Source organism: Nocardia asteroides (assembly GCA_019930625.1).
Lineage (GTDB): Bacteria > Actinomycetota > Actinomycetes > Mycobacteriales > Mycobacteriaceae > Nocardia > Nocardia sputi.
Genome location: CP082844.1, coordinates 1,803,678 through 1,823,401, shown reverse-complemented (window position 1 = coordinate 1,823,401; position 19,724 = coordinate 1,803,678). Strand labels below are relative to the sequence as shown.

The following is a 19,724-nucleotide window of genomic DNA, read 5'->3' as shown; positions in this document are numbered from 1 at the left end:
ATGACGATCAAGGCACGCAGGGCGCTGGTCGCCGTGGCCGCGGTGGCCGGTGTGGCGGTCACCTCCGGCTGCGGGCTCACCGTGGAGAAGCTGCCGCTGCCGAAACCGGGTCTGGCCGGAGAGACCTACACCATCCACGCGGTCTTCGAGAACGCGCTGAACCTGCCCGATCAGGCGAAGGTGAAGATCGGCGGCTCGGACGTCGGCGTGGTCACCGACATCAAGACGAAGAACTTCCAGGCCATCGTGGACCTGACCATCAGCAAGGACATCGAGTTGCCCAAGGGCAGCACGGCGGAGCTGCGGCAGGCCACCCCCCTCGGCGACGTGTTCGTCGCGGTGTCCAAGCCCAAGACCGAGCCCGGCGCGGAAATGCTGAACGACGGCGACACGCTCACCCTCGACAGCACCTCCGCGGGCGCGACCGTCGAGCAGTTGCTCATCTCGGTCTCCATGCTGTTCAACGGCGGCGGCATCGCCAGCCTGTCCAAGCTGGGCTCCGAGCTGGACTCCATCGTCGGCGGCCGCGGCGAGCAGCTGGCCCACCTGATCACCGAGCTGACCGGCGTGGTGGGCAGCTTGAACGCCAACTCCGCCCGGATCGACAGCGTGCTCGGCGAGTTCAGCACTCTCGCCAACACGCTCGAGGGCAGGCGGGCACAACTGGGCGAAGTGGCCGACACGCTGCCGCAGATGATCGGCGCCGTCGCCGAGAACAACCGGGCCATCGGCGATCTGCTGACCAAGTTGTCGACGGCCAGCGCCGCACTCGGCAATTACGCCGACACCTCCAGCGAACAGCTGACCGGACTGCTGGAGAACACCCGCCAGCTGATGGACGCGATAGCCAAGACCGGTGACGGCTTCGGCGTACTGCTGGACCGGCTGCGGGAGATCCGGCCGAAGGTCGACGCGACCTTCCGCGGCAGCAGCTTCGCGGTGTACGCGACCGCGACCAACCTGGACATCAGCGCGCTCACCGATCCGGAGCACGGCAAGTTCCAGGATCTGCACGACTTGCAGGACTTCGCGGGCAGCCTCATCCAGGTGCTGCAACTGGTGCAGGGCCGAATCGCGGGAGGACAGCGATGAGTTCCCTGCGCAAATTGCTCGGACACAAGATATTCCTGTCGAACGTGGGCTTGGTGCTCGTGCTGCTGATCGGCGCGACCTACCTGATGGTGAACGTCATGCGGGTCAACCCGTTGGCGTCCGACTACACGGTGACGGTGAACCTGGACCGCTCCGGCGGTCTACAGCCCGGCAACGACGTGACGCTGCGCGGGTGGCGGATCGGCAAGGTGACCTCGATCGAGCTGACCGATCGCGGTCAGGCCATCGCCGCTACCGCGCAGATCGAGTCCAAGTACAAGATTCCGTTGGACACCCGGATCGCGGTGCAGGCGCTGTCCGGCGCGGGTGAGCAGTACATCGACTTCCGGCCCAACGCCGAGCAGGGGCCGTACCTGGCCAACGGCGCGGTGATCAAGTTCGATCCGGAGAAGATCTACACGCCCACGCCGGTGTGGTCGGTGCTGGACAACTCCAGCGCACTGATCGCGCAGATCAATCCGGACCACTTCCAGGTCATCCTGAACGAGCTGGACATCGCGCTCAGCGGGGGTCCGGATCAGCTGCGCGGCATGATCAACGGGATCAGTCTGGCGATGGCCGGCCTGGACTCATTGCTCCCCCAGACCACGAACCTGATCACCAACCTGCGTACCATCGCCAACACGACGTCCAACGCGCAGCCTGATCTCGCCACTCTGACCAGCAACTCGGGAGTGCTGTTCGAGCAGTTCAACAACGCGAACGCGGAACTGCAACGCGTGCTCGAGCAGGCGCCGGGTCAGCTCACCAGCCTCGGTGCGGTGGTGGACCGGACGGCCGATCCGATCACCAGCCTCGCGACCAACTTCCAGGCGATCACCAAGGCGGCGCAGCTGCGGCTGCCCGCGCTGCGCGCACTGTTCCCCTCGCTCGCACTCGGAGGCGAAGCGCTCGGCGTCCCGGCCCACAACGGCGAATTCCACGCCATGATCGACATCTGGCCGCGGCCGTTCTGCACCTACGACACCCCGAAGATCCGCAACGAGGTCGTGCAGGACGGCACGATCCCGAAGTGGAACTACTGTGAGAACCCTCCGCCGGGTCAGTTGATCCGCGGCGCCGCGAACGCGCCGCGGCCCGACGTGCCGAACAACGGCGCGCACATGCCGCCGGGTGTGGATCCGAACGAGCGGACCCTGCCTCCGGTGCGGTGAGTCGCACCCGGCCCGGCGGCCATCCCGTCGGCCGGGCATACTCGCTGGTGGAACGCCCAAGGCTCGCTCTCGCGAGCCGCTGAAGCCAATCGGGGCGCATCGACGCGCGCCGGGAAAGTGCAGGTTTTATCGATGTCTACCGACGACGCCGCGACCGACAAGGACGCCGAGAGCATGGCCGCCGCCTCCGACAAGGACACCGACGCGGTGACCGGGAAGTCGGAGGATGCCGCTGGCGCGGCGAAGCCCGAGATGTCCAAGGCGGAGAAGGCAGACAAATCCGAGCCGGCCGCGAAGCGTGACTCGCCCAAGGCGGCCGCGCCCTCCGGGAAATCCACGTCGCTCCCGCTGGTGGCCGCGTTCGTGGCCGGTGTGCTCGCGGTCGCGGCGATCACCGCGGTGGTCGTGTTCTTCATGCAGGGCAAGGACCGCGGCGACAAGCTCGACGCGATCCGCGACTCGACCAACGCCGCGTGCACCTTCGGCAAGGACGTCTCGGTCTACGACTATTCGAAGAACCTCGACGACTACTTCACCAAGGTGAAGGCCGGCTCGACGGGCGAGTTCCTCAAGGAGTTCGACGACGCGACCAAGGCGTTGAAGGACGCGATGACGCAGGCGCAGGTCAAGTCGTGGGTCGATGACGTGCAATGCGGCTACCAGTCGGGTGACACGACCTCGGCCAAAGTGCTGGTGACCCTCACGCAGTTCCGGACCAACTTCACCCAGACCAACCCCGAGCGCCAGTTCGTCGTAGTGATCGCCCAGCTGCAGAAATCGGGCGACAAGTGGCTGGTCGAGAAGCTCGATTCGCCGATGCTGAAGGGTGCGGGCACCGGACTGCCGGGCGCTCCCGCGCCGGGCGGAGCTCCGCAGCCCGCACCGTCTGGTCAACCCGCACCGCAGCCGGGCAACTAGCCGAGCGCCTCCGGCGGTGGGCCGAGCCACCACCGCCGGAGGTCATTCGGGCAGCTTTCGGCGATTCGGGTGCATCAGAACAGCGTCAAAGTCTGTGGCGCCGACGGCGCGGCCGCCTTCCCCGCGGCCTTGTCCTTCGGCGCTTCCGGCGCCGTCGACGCTTCCTCCACAGTCACCGCGAGCATTTCCACGGTGTTCGCCTCGGCGACAGCCGCGGTGACCGCGGCCTGCCGAGCCGCTTCTCCGGCCAGTGCGTCGGCCTGCTCGTTGAAGTAGTTACCGACATGTCCCCGAACCCAACGGAACCGGACCGGGCCCGGCCTGCTCGCGATGGCCCGATCGATCTGCCGGACGAGTTCGACATTCTTCACCGCGCCACCGGTGGACGTGCGCCAGCCGTTGACCCGCCACCCTGCCACCCATTCCGAGGCGCACTTGATCGCATAGAGCGAATCGCTCTCGATGAGCAGGGGTTCGGACCCGGGATGGGCGACGATCGCCTCCAGCACCGCGCGCAACTCCGCGACCTGGTTGGTTCCGGACGCGGCTCCTCCGCTCGCCGAGGAGCCCTGATGATTGACCCAAGCCCAGCCGATGGCGCCGCCGGGATTGCGGAGGCAGGATCCGTCGGTGCTCACGATGATCATGGCTGGCACCCTACGCAATCCGACCGACAAGATCGGTACCGTGGAATTCCTCTATCTCCCTCCGTAACCGGGACTCGGTACGCCGTAGCGCCGATTTGACCGCGGCGTCGACAAGGCCGGCGCCGAGTCGCCCGGTGACTCCGCGAGGTGGACTGTACTCCGCCTCGGAGGTCAGCACCGAGCGTCCGTAACCCAACGGGTCGAAACGCAGTCTCAGCGTTCCGGACAATCGCCCCCGCAACGTATACTCGATCACCGCATTGCGGCGGTATTCGGTGATCTCGCAGGCGGAAGTCGGCCGCCACAGCGCGAGGCGTGTGGTGGTGGCGAAAGTCGCGCCGAGTCCGCGGTCCTGATCGCTGGTCGGCACGAAGTCCGCGATGCCGAACATCCAATCCGGTACGAACAGATGGTTGTCCGTGTAGTTGAAAGCGACCTCGACGGGCGCTCCGACGTCACTCGCGTACTTGATGTGGCCCATAGGCCCTCCCTGTCCCACGACTGGCGTTAAAAGTACTACAGCTCTCCTATTTATTCGAGGGCTCTGCGCGATTCGGTGCGCCGTTTTGCCGGATTCGACCGAATGGTTGGTTGGGAAGGGTTTGGTCCGGCGCCTGCTCAGAGCTGATCGACGATGTGCTCGGCGATCGGCATGGCCGAAGTCGCCGCAGGTGAGGGGGCATTGAGCAGATGGACCGAGCGCTCGGTGCGCTCGATCATGAAGTCGTGCACCAAAGTTCCGTCTCGCAGAACCGCCTGCGCGCGAATACCCGCTTCCCGCGGGAGCAGATCGGTGAGCGTCAGCTCCGGACAGTAGCGGCGGCACTGCGCGAGATATCCGCGCTTGAACAACGAGTTGCGCAGTTCACGCAGGCCGGTGCGTACGTTCGCCTTGGCGACCCGGTGAAATCCGGGAAACGCGAGAATTTCTCGCGCATCCCTGAGGTCGAGACTGCCTTTGCCGTAGCCCTCCCTGGCGAGGCCGAGCACCGCGTTCGGGCCCACGGTCAGCGCTCCGTCGATCGTCGGGCTCAAATGCACTCCGAGGAACGGCAATTCGGGGTCCGGGATTGGATAGATCAACGTGTTGACCAGTCCGTGCCGCTCCGGCGGCAGCTGGTAGTACTCACCGCGGAAGGGAACGATGCGAAAGTCGGTGCGCAGCCCGGCAGCTCGAGCCATCCGGTCCGCCTGCAGACCAGCGCAGACCACCAGGCGGCGTGCCGTCCACGAGCCGGTCGGGCCTGCGGCGACCACCGCGTCCGAGTTCTCGGTGAGCGCGGTGATTTCGGTGCCGAGCACGAATTCCCCACCCGCGCGACGAACTTCATCGGCGAGCGTTTCGGTCACCCGGCTGAAGTCGACGATGCCGGTGTCGGGAACGAACAGTGCGCCGACCCCGGTGACGCGCGGCTCGCGCCGAGCGAGTTCCGCCGCATCGATCAGCTCGACGGACACGCCATTGGTGATCGATCGTTCGTGGAGCGCGAGCATGCGTCCGGATTCGGCGTCGTCGGTGGCGACCAGGAGTTTGCCGCACACCCGATACGGGATGTCGTGGCGCGCGGCGAAATCCTTGGTCCAGCGCGCACCCCGGCGGCACAGCGTGGCTTTCAGGCTGTCCGGCGGATAGTAGATGCCGGAGTGGATGACGCCGCTGTTGTGCCCGGTTTGGTGGGCGGCCAGATGCTGCGCTTTTTCCAGCAGCACCAGGCTCGCACCGGGGTTGCGCGCCAGAATCCGGTGCGCGGTCGCGACGCCGACTATGCCGCCGCCGATGACGCAGAAGTCGTAGGCGCTCATGCCGAGCAGGGTAAACGGTAGGTCACACCGCCACGGAATTCGCTGTCCCGAGCGCGGGTTCGGCGGGGTGCTGGCGGCGGTCTCCGTCCGGCGATGGGGTTGCGGCGGGCGCGGCGTGACGATCGAGGCGCAGATCGTGCTCGCCGAGCTTCGGATCGGAGAACGCCAGTCGCACTTCACCGCTCCGAGTGTCGACGTCGGTGCGCATAGTGGTGACAGCGGACTCGTCCGGCTGCTGCGGCGCGGGTTCGGAATGGAGGAAATCCGTCAGCATCGTGAAGGCGTTCGTGTCCACGGTGACGGAGACGGTGTCGTGCTGGACTTCCGCGACCTGCGCACCGACATAGGCGTCGCCGAGCCGGATTTTGCCGCCGATAGGTGCGGGCGCGGTCGGCGCGGTCGGCTCTGTCGGCGAAATAATATGCGGGGCAGAGGTTTCCGGCTCGGCGGCACGTGGAGCGGAAACCGCCGCGGGCAAGGCGAAGCTGCTGCCGGTCAATGCCGGATAGGGGACGGCTCTGTGTCCCTGGTCGGGCTCGTGCGGGGTCTGCGGGGCTGTCGGCGCGGCGAGCCGGGTATCGGGGCGCTGTGAGTCGGCGATCTGTTGGACGACATAAGCGCCGGCCGCGGCGGTCAGGCTCAAGCTGGCGGCACCGGCGAGCACGACGGCGGCATGCCGCGCGACCTGGGCAGGACGGTGTGCTGTCACGATGCGTTCCTTTCCCTGCGATGCTGCTCCCACAGGCGACCAGCACCATGGGAAGCTGTACGCTCGTCCAGATTACCTGTGGGATCGGGGAGAGTGCCGCGTCGAAGAGAGCGGGATCACATCGACGCTCGGTCGTAAGGCCGAAAAATCACAGGTCCCCACCATGGACATGTCGTCGATGTTTCCGCGAACGCAGCGGCGGGTAAATATCATTCAGCTGGCGAGCGTCATTCTCGACTGCCACCTCGAGACACCCGGCCAACGGCGTCCGGCCGTCGACATGAACACGGCGCACCCAAGTGTGGCGCTCGCCCGCTCCCGAATCGTCATCGATCGGGTCGGGTGTGGGCGGGTCAGGCGAACTGGCCCGCTGTCCGCCCCGCACCCGTCGGACCTGCGAAAGCCTGCGCGATAGTGAGCCATTCCGCGGCGTCGTCGCCGTGCGCCGCGAGCGCCAGGTCGTCCGGATGGCGGCGCTGGGTCACCAGTAGGCAGAAGTCGAGCGCAGGCCCGGTCACGCGCTGCTCGGCGGTCTCGGGGCCCCACGACCAGATCGTGCGATCAGGCGCGATCAGCTCGACCCGGAATTCCGCCGCCGGGGCGGTCTTTCCGTGCACGGTGTAGGCGAAGTTCCTGGTGCGGACGCCGATATGGGCCACGGTGCGCAGGCGCTCCGTCGGCCTGCGGTACACGCCGAGCGCGTCGGCCACGTCCTGCCCGTGCGCCCAGGTCTCCATGATGCGGGCGGTGATCATCGACGCGGCGCTCATCGGCGGACCGAACCACGGGAGTTTGACCCCCGCGGGCACGGCGCGCAGCGCGGCGGTGAGCGACGCGCGGCCACGCCGCCATCGATCGAGCAGGTCGGCCGGGGGTTCGGTGGCGGCTTTCTCAGCCGCCTCGTCGACGAACGTGAGCGCACGAGGGCCGGCCTCGGCCAGCAGCTTCTGAAAGCCTTCGGCGTCCGCGGCGGCGATCGTCGCGACCTCGTCGGTCCAGGCCAGATGGCCGATCTGATGGGCGATGGTCCAGCCGGCCGCGGGTGTGGCGCGCGCCCACTCCTCGACGGCCAACGGGCCGACGAGTCGTTCCAGGTCCGCGCATTCGTCGGCGAAATCGCCGAGCAGCGCCTCGAGGTCAGCCATCCGTTCCCCTACCGATCCGGGCGCACCGCCTCGTGCGCCGCCGCCGTCCAGCATCGCAGCGGGACCAAAAAAAGGCAAGCATGCTTGTTTTATCTTGCCCGCAAAGAGCCTCGCTACCAGCCGAAAGCCACCAGGTGGGCCGCCCCGACGACGAGGCCGAGCACCGCGCCGTGCAGATACAGCAGCCAGGCGTCCTGTTCCACGGACGCGTAGAACATCTCCATGAACTCCCCCGGCGTAAGGTCTCGCAATTTGCGCGCCGCGAATCCATCGATGGTCTTGGCCTGCTCTAGGGTGAATTCTTCGTCCTCGGTCAGGGTCGGAGCCAGACCGACCGCGGCGCCCGCCGCGCCCACCGTGAGGTTGTCGAACTGGCGACGACCCAGAGCCGCCCGCACCAGTGTGGTGGTCGGCCCGAGTTGACGATTGATCTCGTCGGCGATCAACCGTTCCAGCAGTTGCCTGGTCTTGTCCCCGTTCGGGCCCTCCAGCAGTTCCTCGGACAGGTTCGGCAGCGTCAACACCTGGTAGGCCAGGATATGGGCCAGATCGGTCGCCGCCTGCGGCTGTCGTTTCGCCAGCAGCGCCTGCTTCCACAGGTACTTGTACCTCGGTTCCGGGTCGCCGGGCTCGAACACCATCTTCACCGCGATGACGTTGACGATCACACCGATCGCCGCCGAGGCGAGCAGGACGATCACCCAGCCCGGAACCCAGCCGAATACCGGAATGTGCTGGTGTACATGCAGATACAGGGCCAGCAGCACGCCGAAGGGAGCGCCGAGCAAGCCGATGCGCACCATGAAGCGCAGCTCGGGCGCCGCGATGGTGGTGGTCAGGTCCTTCAGGATGGCCGGGTTCTGCTGGAGGTAGCGGATCACGAAGCTCTTGATATCGATGAGCTGGTCGACGTTGTCGCCGAGCGAGGCGAAAGCGCGGCGTGACAGCGCGGGCAGTTCGCGATCCACCCGCTGGTAGATCAGCTGTTTGGCGGCGCGCGGCACCGTGCGCCACAGGTCCGGGTTCTCCCGGTACATCAGCTCGTCGACCAGCGGCCGCACCTGCTGGCGCGCGAGCACCGCGACGTAGTCGGCGATGCCGTCGAGGTCGAGTTCGTGGATGAAGTCCTTCGGGCTCCCGATCCGCATCAGCGCCTTGTCCACGCAGATGCTGGCCATCTTTTCCGCACGCGCCGGTATGAAGCCCTGGAATCCGAGGCGGCGGCCGTCGCCGGAGAAGGTGGGCAACACCTGGACCCGGCGCGGGAAGTAGGGATAGAGCACGTGCAGGCCCGGGATCCGGATGCCGCGGAACCGGATCGGCCAGAACAGCATCAGCACGCCGGTCCAGTTGGTCAGCCAACCGGCCAGCGCGCTGAAGATCGGGAACGTGATCAGGTCGACCACGAATTTCGGCTGCCCGGTCAATCCTTCCCAGTCGAGGAACACGCCAGCGGCGAGCGACGACATGGATAGGACTCCCTAAGCCGATCCGGCGGTACCGCCGGTATGAGATATCAAGGCCCCCACGTTCTCATTGCCTTGGACGGGGTGTCAACGAGGAGTATCCGGCGAATCGGAAGTCGAATGGCGGGGCGAGGATCCGAAGAGGCTCGGTGTCCGCGTCCGTGGCGCGCGTCACAGTTCCGAGTGGGGAATTCGCCGTCGGCGAACGTTCGGTCGGGGACGGAACAAACCCGAACCATCGCGGGTTGAGTAGGCATCGCTCAACTTTTGGAAGGGTCGAAGACGTGACTACACCACAGAACCTGCCGGTGCTGTTCCTGACCGATCCGATCGTGCTGCCGGGCATGGTCGTGCCCATCGAACTGGACGAATCGGCGCAGGCCGCGATCGATGCCGCGCGCGCCGCCGGGACCGACGCCGTGCTGCTCGCGCCGCGCCTGAACGAGGGCTACGCCACCTACGGTGTGGTCGCCACCATCGAACAGGTCGGCCGGATGCGCGGCGGTGCTCCGGCGGCCGTCCTCAAGGCCGAACGGCGCGCAAAGATCGGGCACGGGGTCACCGGCCCCGGCGCGGCCTTGTGGGTCGAGGCGGAGCCGGTCGAGACTTCAGCCCCGGACGGCCGCACCAAGGAACTGGCCGCCGAATACAAGAAGCTGGTCGTCTCGGTGCTGCAGCGCCGCGAGGCGTGGCAGATCATCGATGCGGTCAATCAGTTGACCGATCCGTCGGCCATCGCCGACACCGCGGGTTACGCCACGTACCTCACTTCCGAGCAGAAGCGTGAACTGCTCGAGACCCCCGAGGTGGCCAAGCGGCTCGCCACCCTGATCGAGTGGACCAAAGCGCACATCGCCGAGGCCGAGATCAGCGAGAAGATCAGCGAAGACGTGCGCGAGGGCATGGAGAAGAGCCAGCGCGAATTCCTGCTGCGCCAGCAGCTCAACGCCATCCGCAAGGAACTCGGTGAGGACGAGCCGGACGGCGCCGACGATTACCGCACCCGCGTCGAGCAGGCCGATCTACCCGACACGGTTCGCGAAGCGGCGCTGCGCGAGGTCGGCAGGCTGGAGCGAGCCAGCGATCAGAGTCCGGAATCCGGCTGGATCCGGACTTGGCTGGACACGGTGCTCGAGCTGCCGTGGACGGTGAAGACCACCGACAGCACCGATGTGTCGGCCGCCCGCGCGGTCCTGGACGCCGACCACCACGGTCTGGACGAGGTCAAGGACCGCATGGTGGAGTACCTGGCCGTCCGGGCTCGCCGTGCGGCCCGGGGCCTGGAGGTCGTCGGCGGACGCGGCTCCGGCGCGGTGCTGGTGCTGGTCGGGCCGCCCGGCGTCGGCAAGACATCGCTGGGTGAGTCCGTGGCGCGGGCGCTGGGCCGCAAGTTCGTCCGCGTGGCTCTGGGTGGCGTACGCGACGAGGCCGAGATCCGTGGCCACCGCCGGACCTACGTCGGCGCACTGCCCGGTCGCATCGTCCGCGCCATGAAGGAAGCCGGTTCGATGAACCCGGTCGTCCTGCTGGACGAGATCGACAAGGTCGGCTCGGACTTCCGCGGCGACCCGGCGGCCGCCCTGCTCGAGGTGCTGGACCCGGCGCAGAACCATACGTTCCGCGATCACTACCTCGATCTGGACCTGGACCTGTCCGACGTGCTGTTCATCGCCACGGCGAACGTGATGGAGACCATCCCCGGCCCGCTGCTGGACCGGATGGAGCTGATCACCGTCGATGGCTACACCGAGGACGACAAGGTGGCCATCGCGCGCGACTTCCTGGTGCCGCGGCAGCTCGAGCGCAACGCGTTGACCGCCGACGAGGTGACGGTCAGCGAGGAGGCCCTGCGGGAAATCGCGGCCAACTACACCAGGGAGGCCGGGGTCCGGCAGATGGAGCGGCTGATCGCGAAAGCGTTGCGCAAGGCCGCCACTCGGCTGTCGGAGCGCGAGAGTGTTCCCGCTGCGGCGGGTTACGACCCCGAACTGGGCTACGAGGTGCCGGTCGAGGAAGCACTGACGATCGGATTGGACGACCTGAAGGACTACCTGGGTCGTCCGCGCTTCACCCCCGATTCGGTGGAACGCACCGCCGTCCCGGGTGTGGCCACCGGCCTCGCCGTCACCGGCGCGGGCGGCGACGTCCTCTACATCGAGGCGAACGCCGCCGAGGGCGAGCGCTCCCTGACGCTCACCGGCCAGCTCGGCGACGTCATGAAGGAGTCCGCGCAGATCGCGCTGACCTACGTGCGCTCCCACCTGGAGGAAATCGGGATCGAGCCGTCGGTGCTCGATCGCAACATCCACATCCACTTCCCGGCGGGCGCGGTGCCGAAGGACGGGCCGTCCGCGGGCGTCACGATGGTCACCGCTCTGGTGTCGCTGGCGCTGGGTCGTCAGGTGCGATCGGATGTCGGCATGACCGGTGAGGTCACGCTGAACGGCCGGGTGCTGCCGATCGGCGGCGTGAAGCAGAAGCTGCTCGCCGCCCAGCGGGCGGGGTTGAAGACGGTCTTCATCCCGGCGCGCAACGAGCCGGATCTGGATGACGTCCCGGCGGAAGTGCTGGCCGCGCTGGATGTCCGCCCCGTCGCCGACGTGGCCGACATCCTGGCCTACGCCATCGAACCGGTCACCGAACCGGCTTTGGGTCCTGCCTACGCGGCAACCGCCTGACCTGTGCTGGAAGGGCCGGGCACGGAGAATGCTCCGTGCCCGGCCTTTCGTCTGCCGCATGGCGCGCGAGCTGGGCGCACTGGGTCCACGACCGATTCGCGCGTGGGGCGAGTCAGGCGGGGTTCGAGTTCGTCAGGTCGCTTTCCGCGAGCCGGGTGGTGCCTTGTGCCACCGCGCACAGGATCGGTTCACGGTCGGCGCTCTCCGCGTAGATCCGGCAGTGGGCAACCGCCTGGCGGCGCGTCGACCCGGTGACGGATGCCTCGGCGCGCAACCGAGTGCCCGCGGCCGGTCGCAGGTAGGTGATGGTGAAACCGCCGGTGAGCACGTTCGCGCCGAGAACCGTCCCCGCGGCGAAGGTGAGGGCGTTGTCGGCGGCGTAGGCGAGCACGCCGCCGTGCACGTAGCCGAACTGCTGGGTCAGTTCGCGGCGCAGCGGGATGATCAGGGTGGCGGCTCCGTCGCCGAAGGCGGTGATCTCGGTGCCGACCAGGTCGGCAAAAGGCTGTGCGGCCAGCACTTTCCTGGCGCTGTCGAGGCTCATGGTTGTTGTCATCGGGATACCTCTTGCGCGGCTCGGATGCGATCGGCGGCGAGGGCGAGCCATGCGGCGTCGGCGAGTTCGCCCGCGACTTCGGCCGGGGCGATGCGCATCTCGCCGCCCAGCCACTGCCGCGTGTATTCCTGCGCGGGGCCCAGCCACAGCGCGTAGACCAGATCGATCGGCAGATCACGCACCACCCCGTATCCGGCGTGCGTGCGCCACCAACGCGTCACATCGGACAAGAAGCGGCGATTGCTCTCGCTCTCGCGCACTCCTGGCGGACGGGCGGAGGTGAGCACCGTGGCCCGGTACTGGTTCTCGCTCACCCACCGCAAGTGCTCGCGCACGCCGGAGGTGACGCCCGCACGCGCGTCGGTGCTGTCGCCCACTACCGCCCAGAAATGCTTCTGGTAGTCCGTCAGCGCGTTGGCCCACACCTGCCGGTAGAGGTCGGCCTTGTCCGGGAAGTGGTGGTAGAGCGCCCCCACGCTGGCACCCGCCGCGTCCCGGATCTGCGTCAGCGTCGCGTCGAGCGCACCGTGCTCGGCGAACTGGCGCTCGGCCGCCAGCAGTAACCGATCTCGAATCTTCATATACCGAATTTAATTCTGTTTCTCGGGCAGCGCAATGCGCATGGCGAGACGTGCTTCCTCGACGGCATGGGACTGCCGGGCGAACATCGGCGGATCTGCCTGGCAGCGGCGGGCAGTTCGCACCCATGGCGGGTCCGGCACCCTGGGAACGGTCCAGCGAGGTGTCCGCGGGACACACGCACGCTCGCGGCGCGGTGGAAACGCCGGTCGGCCGCCGATTCGCACTGGAATTACGCATGGTGTCGCAGCACTGCGGTAAGAACGGCATGTGGCCAGATGGCTGTTGCACGTCGATCTCGACCAGTTCCAGGCGGCGGTGGAATTCCGCCGTCATCCGGAACTGCGGGGACTGCCGGTCATCGTCGGCGGCCACGGCGATCCCACCGAGGCGCGCAAGGTGGTGACCTGCGCGTCCTATCCGGCACGCGCGTTCGGCGTGCGGGCCGGGATGCCGTTGCGCAGCGCCCAGCGCAAGTGCCCCGACGGCGTCTTCCTTCCCTTGGACATGACCGCCTACGAGGACGCCTCCGACGAGGTCATGGCGCTGCTGCGGACGTTTCCCGGGCGGGTCGAGGTGTGGGGCTGGGACGAGGCGTTCCTCGCCGCCGACACCGACGACCCTGAGGCCCTCGCGCACCAGGTGCGCGCCGCCATCGCCGGACTGGAACTGACCTGCTCCATCGGCATCGGTGACAACAAGCTCACCGCCAAGCTCGCGACCGGTTTCGCCAAATCGGCGGGCAAGTCCTCGGCCGAGCCCGTGGCCGGCGCGGGCGCCGCCACGGGCGTCTTCCGGCTCACCGCGGCGAACTGGACCGAAGTGATGGCCCATCGCCCGACGAACGCGCTGTGGGGTATCGGCGACCGAATCGCCGCGCGTCTCGCCGACCTCGGCATCCGAACCGTCGGCGACCTGATGGCGGCCGACCGGCATCGTCTCGCCGCGGAGTTCGGGCCGAACACCGGGCCGTATCTCCGGGTGCTCGGCCACGGCAAGGGCGATACGGATGTCACCACCGAACCGCGAATCCCCGTAGGTCGCAGCAAATCCGAGACCTTCCCGCACGATCTGACCGATCCCGGCGAGATCCGCGCCCAAGTCGCGCGACTGGCCACCGAGGTCGCCGAGGAGATGGCCGCGGCAGGCCGGATCGGCACCCGTGTTTCCGTGACGGTGCGCACCAACACCTTCTATACCCGCAGTAAACAGGAGAAACTCCCCGAACCGACCATCGACGTCGCGCGGATCGCCGAGACCGCGCTGCGGATCGTCGACCGGTTCGACCTCGACCGGCCGGTTCGTCTGCTCGGCGTCCGGCTGGAACTCGTGCCGCAGTAGCTCCCGGACCCGTCCGGACACTCGTATGCTCGTCCGCATGGAGTTCTGGGCGATGGTGGCACACGAATCGGATAGCGGGATCGTCCTGACCCGGCAGCAGGTCGGCGAGGATTTCCTCGGGCCGGGCGACGTGACGATCAAAGTGCACTACTCGAGCGCGAACTACAAGGACGCTCTGGCGATCACCAAGGGCGGCGGAGTGGTCCGCAACTACCCGATCGTGCCCGGAATCGATCTCGTGGGCGAAGTGGTCGAGTCCGCCGACGACGATTTCGCCCCGGGTGACCCGGTGATCGCGCACGGATACGACATCGGCGTTGCACACAACGGCGGCTTCGCCGAATACGCCAGGGTGCCCGCCGAATGGGTGGTCAAGCTGGAGGATCTGAGCCTTCGTGACGCCGCCGCGCTCGGCACCGCCGGTTTCACCGCGGCCCTCAGCGTGCAGGCACTGCTCGATCGCGGTCTCACCCCGGACGCGGGCCCGGTGCTGGTCACGGGCGCGACGGGTGGAGTCGGCAGCGTGAGTATCGACATCCTCTCCGGGCTCGGCTTCGAAGTTATCGCTTCCACCGGCAAGACCGATGCGGGCGACCTGCTCAGTGAGATCGGCGCGAACGAGGTGATCGGAAGGCTGCCCGAGGAGCCGAGCGCCAAGCCGCGGCCCCTGACGAAGGCGCGGTGGGCCGCGGCCGTGGACAGTGTCGGCGGCGCCTCGCTCGCCTACGTTCTCAGCGCCATCGGCTACGGCGGCGTGGTCGCGGCCAGCGGCCTCACCGGCGGATCCGAGCTGCCCACCACGGTGATGCCGTTCATCCTGCGCGGCGTCGCCCTGGAGGGCATCGATTCGGTCAACCTCCCGATCGAGCGCCGTCGCGAAGTATGGTCCCAGCTCGGCAAGGACTTGCGCCCTCAGCATCTTTCGACCCTGGCGAACCACGCTCCGATCACCGAGGTGGAGAAGGTGCTGCGCTCCATTCAGAAAGGCAGCCACCGGGGCCGAACCGTTCTCGGCGTCTCGGGCGAATTCTGATCGTCACCTGCGTGCCTGCGCTCGGCGGGCCCGGGTAGCGCTCGCGGAACCCGGACCGGACGCATGCGGCGCGCGCCGTGACGAGGCCCGGCTCGATCCGTTCGAGCCGGATTTCGGTGGTTGACGGGCCGGGGTTCGGTCCCGCATCGGCACCGGCGAGCGTTGTACGCATTCGCGAACACCGTGCGCTACGCTGGAGATGGACGAAAGGAGTGCCATGCCCGCGGAGAAGCAGCCGGTGGGATCGGTGTGGACGCGCCCGCGGCGCGGCCGGGAGCAACCGGCGCTGACCAGGGAACAGATCGTGGCCGAAGCGGTCGCGCTATTGGACGCGGAGGGCATGGAGGCGCTGAGCATGCGTCAGCTCGGCGCTCGCCTGAACGCAGGCGCCACCTCCCTCTACCGCCACGTGGCCAATCGGGACGAGCTGATCGAACTGGTGGTCGACGAGGTCTACGGTGAGATCGACGTCCCACGGATCGATGACCCGGCGCAATGGCGCGCCGCGGCGCAGGAGTGCGCAACGAGCCTGCGCGCGATGATCCTGCGGCATCCGTGGATGGCCTCGACCCTGGGCCAGGTCGGGCTGTCCTATCTGGGCCCGAACGTTATGCGGCTCAACGACCGGATGGTCGGGCTGTTCGAAGCCGGTGGCTTCCCCGCCGAGGAGGCGGGCGACGCCATCGGCGCCGTCATCAGCTACGTGGTCGGTATCGGCATCACCGAGGCGGCGTATCTGAGCATGCTGACTCGCAGCGGGAAGACGGAGAAGGAGTGGCTGGCCGAGCTGCGCCCGGCCGTCGAAGCGGCGGCGCGCGAGTTTCCGCGAGTCGCGCAGGAGAACTGGAACCAGGATCCAGAACGGTTGCGCGAGCGGAAGTTCCGCTACGGACTGGACCGGGTGCTGGACGGGCTCGACGCACGCCGGGCCACCTGACGCGCACCTCGCGCGACGCCGCGCGTGGGAAGGGTGCCACCATCGAAGGCTCCGATCCGATACGGTTCTTCCGCATCCACCCACGTGCTCGCTCCGGTCGAGAGGCGAAGTCTGTTGCCCGCGAAGCCGTTCTGGCGTTCGATTTCGATAGCGGCGGTGTCCGTGCTGCTGGCCGTGCCCGCCTACAGCCAGGCCGAGCCGGTGGCCGACCAGTACCCGGCCGGCCTGGACCGGTTCTATCGTCAGCTGCCCGAGTGGAAGCCTTGCGGTGTCGAGAATCTGGACAAAGCTGGTGGCGAGTGCGCCGACGTTCTGGTGCCGCTGGACTACGGGCGGCCTGGCGATCGCACGATCACCGTGGCGATATCCCGGGTGAAGGCGGGCGATCCGGCACGGCGCCGGGGAGTCCTGCTGTCGAATCCCGGCGGTCCCGGCGGGCCGGGCCTGGACAGCGTGGATCTGCTCGGTGACGTGCTGTCGCCGGATGTGCTGGCGAGTTACGACCTGATCGGGATGGACCCGCGCGGGGTCGGCGAATCCAGCCGCAGTCCCCGGTGCGGGTGGCCGGTCGGCGAGATGGTGCGCTCGGCGGGCTTGGAACCGCTGGGTTTTGTGCACGACACCGTGCAGTCCGCGGGCATGGCCGCGAGCTGCGTCATCCGCGATCCGGACTTGGTGCGGCAGTTCACCACTCGCAACACGGCGCGCGACATGGACATCGTCCGGGCCGTCTTGGGCGAGCAGAAGGTCAACTTCTACGGCTTGTCCTACGGCACCTACCTCGGCGCGGTGTTCACGCAGATGTTTCCCGAGCGCACGGATCGAATCGTGCTCGACAGCGCGATCGACCCGGACCGGTACTGGACCGGCTTGGTGCAGGACTGGGGTCCCGCCGACGAGATCGCGCTGGACGACTGGGCCGTGTGGGCCGCCGCCCGGGACGACGAGTTCCGGCTCGGCGCGACTGCGCAGCAGGTGCGGGCGAAGGTCGAGGAACTGGTGCGCATCGCCGCACGGCAACCGATCGTCATCGATGGGTTCGCGATCGATGACCACTGGCTTCCGTTCATCCTGCACGCCTTGCTGACGAACTTCCGGTTGAACGAGCCGTTGGCCGCGACGGTGCGTGAGATCGCCGATGCCGCGGGCGGCCCGCCGACGACCTCGCGTACGCCCCGGTTGCGCGCCATTGTGCAGGCGCTCCGGGACAACGAGAACTCCGTGCTGGCGCAGATCGCCTGCGGCGATGTCGGCGCACCGATCGATCCCACCTGGTACTGGCGCACCATCGAAGAGAACCGGGCCACGCAACCGGTGTTCGGCGCGCTGGCGGGCAACATCCAGCCGTGCGCCTTCTGGCCTCGCCCGGTCGAACCTCCGACGGTGGTCCGGAACGCGGTGCCCGCGCTCATCGTGCAGGCGACGGGAGATCCACGCACCCCTTACGCCCACGGGGTTCGACTGCATCAGCATCTGTCCGAGTCGCGCATGGTCACTCTGCGCGATGTCCGTATCCATATGACGTTCCGGCCCGAATTGAGCAGTTGCGTGAACGACGCGATCAACACCTACTTCGGCGCGGGGGTGCTGCCGGACACCGACACCACCTGCACCGCGGACCAGACTGCGAGCTAGCCGGTAGCCGCGGTCAGGCCGCGGCCGTGACGGGCTCCTCGGCGAACTGGGTGCGGTACAGCTCCGCGTAGCGGCCGTCGGCGGCCAGCAGTTGGGTGTGCGTGCCACGCTCCACGATCCGTCCCTGCTCGAGCACCAAGATCTGGTCGGCGGCGCGGATCGTCGACAGCCGGTGTGCGATCACCAGCGCGGTCCTGCCCTCGAGCGCTTCGGACAGCGCTTCCTGCACGGCGGCTTCCGAGGTCGAGTCCAACGACGCGGTCGCCTCGTCCAGGATCACCACGCGCGGCTGCTTGAGCAGAAGGCGCGCGATGGTCAGACGCTGGCGCTCACCGCCGGAGAGCCGGTAGCCGCGCTCGCCGACCACGGTCTCCAGCCCGTCCGGCAAGGAAGCGACCAGCTCTCGCAGGCGGGCGCGTTCCAGCGCGTCCCAGAGTTCGTCCTCGGTGGCCTCGGGCCGCGCGAGCAGCAGGTTGGCCCGGATGGTGTCGTGGAACAGGTGCCCGTCCTGAGTGACGAGCCCGACCGTTTCGCGGATCGACCGGCTGGTCAGCTCGCGCACGTCGGCGCCGTTCAACCGCACCGCGCCGCCCTCGACGTCGTAGAGCCGCGAGACCAGCTGGGCGATGGTGGATTTGCCCGCGCCGGACGAGCCGACCAGTGCGATCAGCTGACCGGGTTCGGCCCGCAGCGATACCTGGTGCAGCACCTCCACCCCGCCGCGAGTGTCCAGGTTCGCCACGTCCTCCAGCGAGGCCAGCGACACCTTGTCGGCCGACGGGTAGCCGAAGCTCACCGCGTCCAATTCCACCGCGACCGGGCCCTCCGGAACCGATTTCGCGTCCGGCGCGTCCTCGATCAGCGGTTTCAGGTCGAGCACTTCGAAGACGCGCTCGAAGCTCACCAGCGCGGACATGATCTCCATGCGGGCGCTGGCCAGCGCGGTCAGCGGCGAGTAGAGCCTGGTCAACAGCAGCGACAGCGACACGACCGCGCCCGCGTCCAACTGTCCGCGCAACGCGTACCAGCCGCCGAGCCCGTACACCAACGCGATCGCCAGCGCGGAAACCAGCGTGAGCGAGGTGACGAAGACGGTCTGCAACATCGCGGTGCGCACGCCGATGTCGCGCACCCGGCGCGCCCGCAGTGCGAATTCCGAGGACTCCTGCTCCGGACGGCCGAAGAGTTTGACCAGCGTCGCACCCGGCGCGGAGAAACGCTCGGTCATCTGGGTGCTCATCGAGGCGTTCAACCGGGCCGCTTCCCGCTGCATGTCCGCCAGGCGGTTGCCCATCCGGCGCGCGGGGAGCACGAACACCGGGAGCAGCACCAGCGCGAGCACGGTGATCTGCCAGGAGATGCTGACCATCACGGCGAGCGTCAGCGCGAGGGTCACCAAGTTGGCCACCACGCCGGACAGGGTGTCGCTGAACGCGCGCTGGGCGCCGATGACGTCGTTGTTCAGGCGGCTGACCAGCGCACCGGTCCTGGTCCGGGTGAAGAACGCGACCGGCATCTTCTGCACGTGGTCGAACACGGCGGTGCGCAGATCGAGAATGAGCCCTTCACCGATCCGCGCCGACATCCATCGAATCGCCAGCCCGAGCCCGGCGTCGAACACCGCGAGCACACCGATCATCGCGGCGAGCAGGACGACCACCCGTGGCGCGTCGCCGCCGACGATCGCGTCGACCACCCGGCCCGCCAGCACCGGCGTCGCCACGGCGAGCACCGCGGACACGACGCTGAGCAGGAGGAACGCGCCGATCCTCCGTTGGTGCCGCGCGGCGAACCGGATGATGCGCTTGGCGGTGGCCAGGCGGAACGGCCGCTGTTCCTGCGGCGCGTTCGCCCGTCGGTACATCTGGCTCCACGCCACGGATTCGATGCTCACGTTCTTCTTCCTCTCGCTCCCCGCCCCATCAAAGACCTGGCCACCGACACTAAGACCTCAACAATGGTTCAGTTCAAGTCGATTCCGCCCGCAGGGCGTTTCCGCCGAGGGCGAAA

Annotated in this window: 17 protein-coding genes; 8 read left to right on the top strand and 9 right to left on the bottom strand. The window is 67.9% G+C overall.

What is annotated here, in order from left to right:
• The 3 genes from K8O92_08505 to K8O92_08495 all read left to right on the top strand — a co-directional run bounded on the left by K8O92_08505 (position 1) and on the right by K8O92_08495 (position 3,185).
• A complete protein-coding gene (locus K8O92_08505; GenBank protein ID UAK33932.1) occupies positions 1–1,092 on the top strand; it encodes an MCE family protein in 1,092 nt (363 codons plus the stop codon).
• Positions 1,089–2,267 (top strand): MCE family protein, encoded by a 1,179-nt coding sequence (locus tag K8O92_08500; GenBank protein ID UAK33931.1) that lies wholly within the window; start codon positions 1,089–1,091, stop codon positions 2,265–2,267. Before K8O92_08505 ends, K8O92_08500 begins: the two co-directional genes overlap by 4 nt.
• A gap of 132 nt (positions 2,268–2,399) precedes the next feature.
• Positions 2,400–3,185, top strand: coding sequence for a hypothetical protein (locus K8O92_08495; GenBank protein ID UAK33930.1), 786 nt, complete (start codon positions 2,400–2,402; stop codon positions 3,183–3,185).
• A 74-nt stretch (positions 3,186–3,259) separates the two neighbouring features.
• Here the strand turns inward: K8O92_08495 and K8O92_08490 are convergent, their stop codons facing one another.
• The 6 genes from K8O92_08490 to K8O92_08465 form a co-directional block, all read right to left on the bottom strand.
• On the bottom strand, positions 3,260–3,832 hold the full coding sequence (locus tag K8O92_08490) for a ribonuclease HI (GenBank protein UAK33929.1): 573 nt from the start codon (positions 3,830–3,832) through the stop codon (positions 3,260–3,262).
• A gap of 10 nt (positions 3,833–3,842) precedes the next feature.
• Positions 3,843–4,313 carry an SRPBCC family protein gene (locus tag K8O92_08485; protein UAK33928.1) on the bottom strand — a complete coding sequence of 157 codons (471 nt, stop codon included), beginning with the start codon at positions 4,311–4,313 and terminating at the stop codon, positions 3,843–3,845.
• A 137-nt stretch (positions 4,314–4,450) separates the two neighbouring features.
• Positions 4,451–5,635 (bottom strand): L-2-hydroxyglutarate oxidase, encoded by a 1,185-nt coding sequence (gene lhgO, locus K8O92_08480; GenBank protein UAK33927.1) that lies wholly within the window; start codon positions 5,633–5,635, stop codon positions 4,451–4,453.
• Positions 5,636–5,657: 22 nt separating this feature from the next.
• Positions 5,658–6,344, bottom strand: a complete 687-nt coding sequence (locus tag K8O92_08475; GenBank protein UAK33926.1) for a hypothetical protein — start codon at positions 6,342–6,344, stop codon at positions 5,658–5,660.
• Between the two features lie 353 nt (positions 6,345–6,697).
• A complete protein-coding gene (locus K8O92_08470; protein ID UAK33925.1) occupies positions 6,698–7,489 on the bottom strand; it encodes a TIGR03084 family protein in 792 nt (263 codons plus the stop codon).
• Between the two features lie 113 nt (positions 7,490–7,602).
• On the bottom strand, positions 7,603–8,958 hold the full coding sequence (locus K8O92_08465) for a hypothetical protein (GenBank protein ID UAK33924.1): 1,356 nt from the start codon (positions 8,956–8,958) through the stop codon (positions 7,603–7,605).
• Positions 8,959–9,263: 305 nt separating this feature from the next.
• Here K8O92_08465 and lon point away from each other — a divergent pair, with 305 nt between their 5' ends.
• Positions 9,264–11,633, top strand: coding sequence for an endopeptidase La (lon, locus tag K8O92_08460; GenBank protein ID UAK35537.1), 2,370 nt, complete (start codon positions 9,264–9,266; stop codon positions 11,631–11,633).
• A 112-nt stretch (positions 11,634–11,745) separates the two neighbouring features.
• Here the strand turns inward: lon and K8O92_08455 are convergent, their stop codons facing one another.
• Positions 11,746–12,189 (bottom strand): PaaI family thioesterase, encoded by a 444-nt coding sequence (locus tag K8O92_08455; GenBank protein ID UAK33923.1) that lies wholly within the window; start codon positions 12,187–12,189, stop codon positions 11,746–11,748.
• Positions 12,186–12,770 (bottom strand): TetR family transcriptional regulator, encoded by a 585-nt coding sequence (locus K8O92_08450; GenBank protein UAK33922.1) that lies wholly within the window; start codon positions 12,768–12,770, stop codon positions 12,186–12,188. Before K8O92_08450 ends, K8O92_08455 begins: the two co-directional genes overlap by 4 nt.
• A gap of 268 nt (positions 12,771–13,038) precedes the next feature.
• Here K8O92_08450 and K8O92_08445 point away from each other — a divergent pair, with 268 nt between their 5' ends.
• The 4 genes from K8O92_08445 to K8O92_08430 all read left to right on the top strand — a co-directional run bounded on the left by K8O92_08445 (position 13,039) and on the right by K8O92_08430 (position 17,714).
• Positions 13,039–14,109, top strand: coding sequence for a DNA polymerase IV (locus tag K8O92_08445; GenBank protein ID UAK33921.1), 1,071 nt, complete (start codon positions 13,039–13,041; stop codon positions 14,107–14,109).
• Positions 14,110–14,146: 37 nt separating this feature from the next.
• The gene (locus K8O92_08440; GenBank protein ID UAK33920.1) at positions 14,147–15,142 is read left to right on the top strand and encodes an oxidoreductase; all 996 of its coding nucleotides are present in this window, start codon (positions 14,147–14,149) and stop codon (positions 15,140–15,142) included.
• A gap of 217 nt (positions 15,143–15,359) precedes the next feature.
• Positions 15,360–16,079, top strand: coding sequence for a TetR/AcrR family transcriptional regulator (locus K8O92_08435; GenBank protein UAK33919.1), 720 nt, complete (start codon positions 15,360–15,362; stop codon positions 16,077–16,079).
• Between the two features lie 111 nt (positions 16,080–16,190).
• On the top strand, positions 16,191–17,714 hold the full coding sequence (locus tag K8O92_08430; GenBank protein UAK35536.1) for an alpha/beta hydrolase: 1,524 nt from the start codon (positions 16,191–16,193) through the stop codon (positions 17,712–17,714).
• 13 nt (positions 17,715–17,727) lie between these two features.
• Here K8O92_08430 and K8O92_08425 read toward each other — a convergent pair whose 3' ends face one another.
• A complete protein-coding gene (locus tag K8O92_08425) occupies positions 17,728–19,608 on the bottom strand; it encodes an ABC transporter ATP-binding protein/permease (GenBank protein ID UAK33918.1) in 1,881 nt (626 codons plus the stop codon).
• Positions 19,609–19,724: the final 116 nt, after the last annotated feature.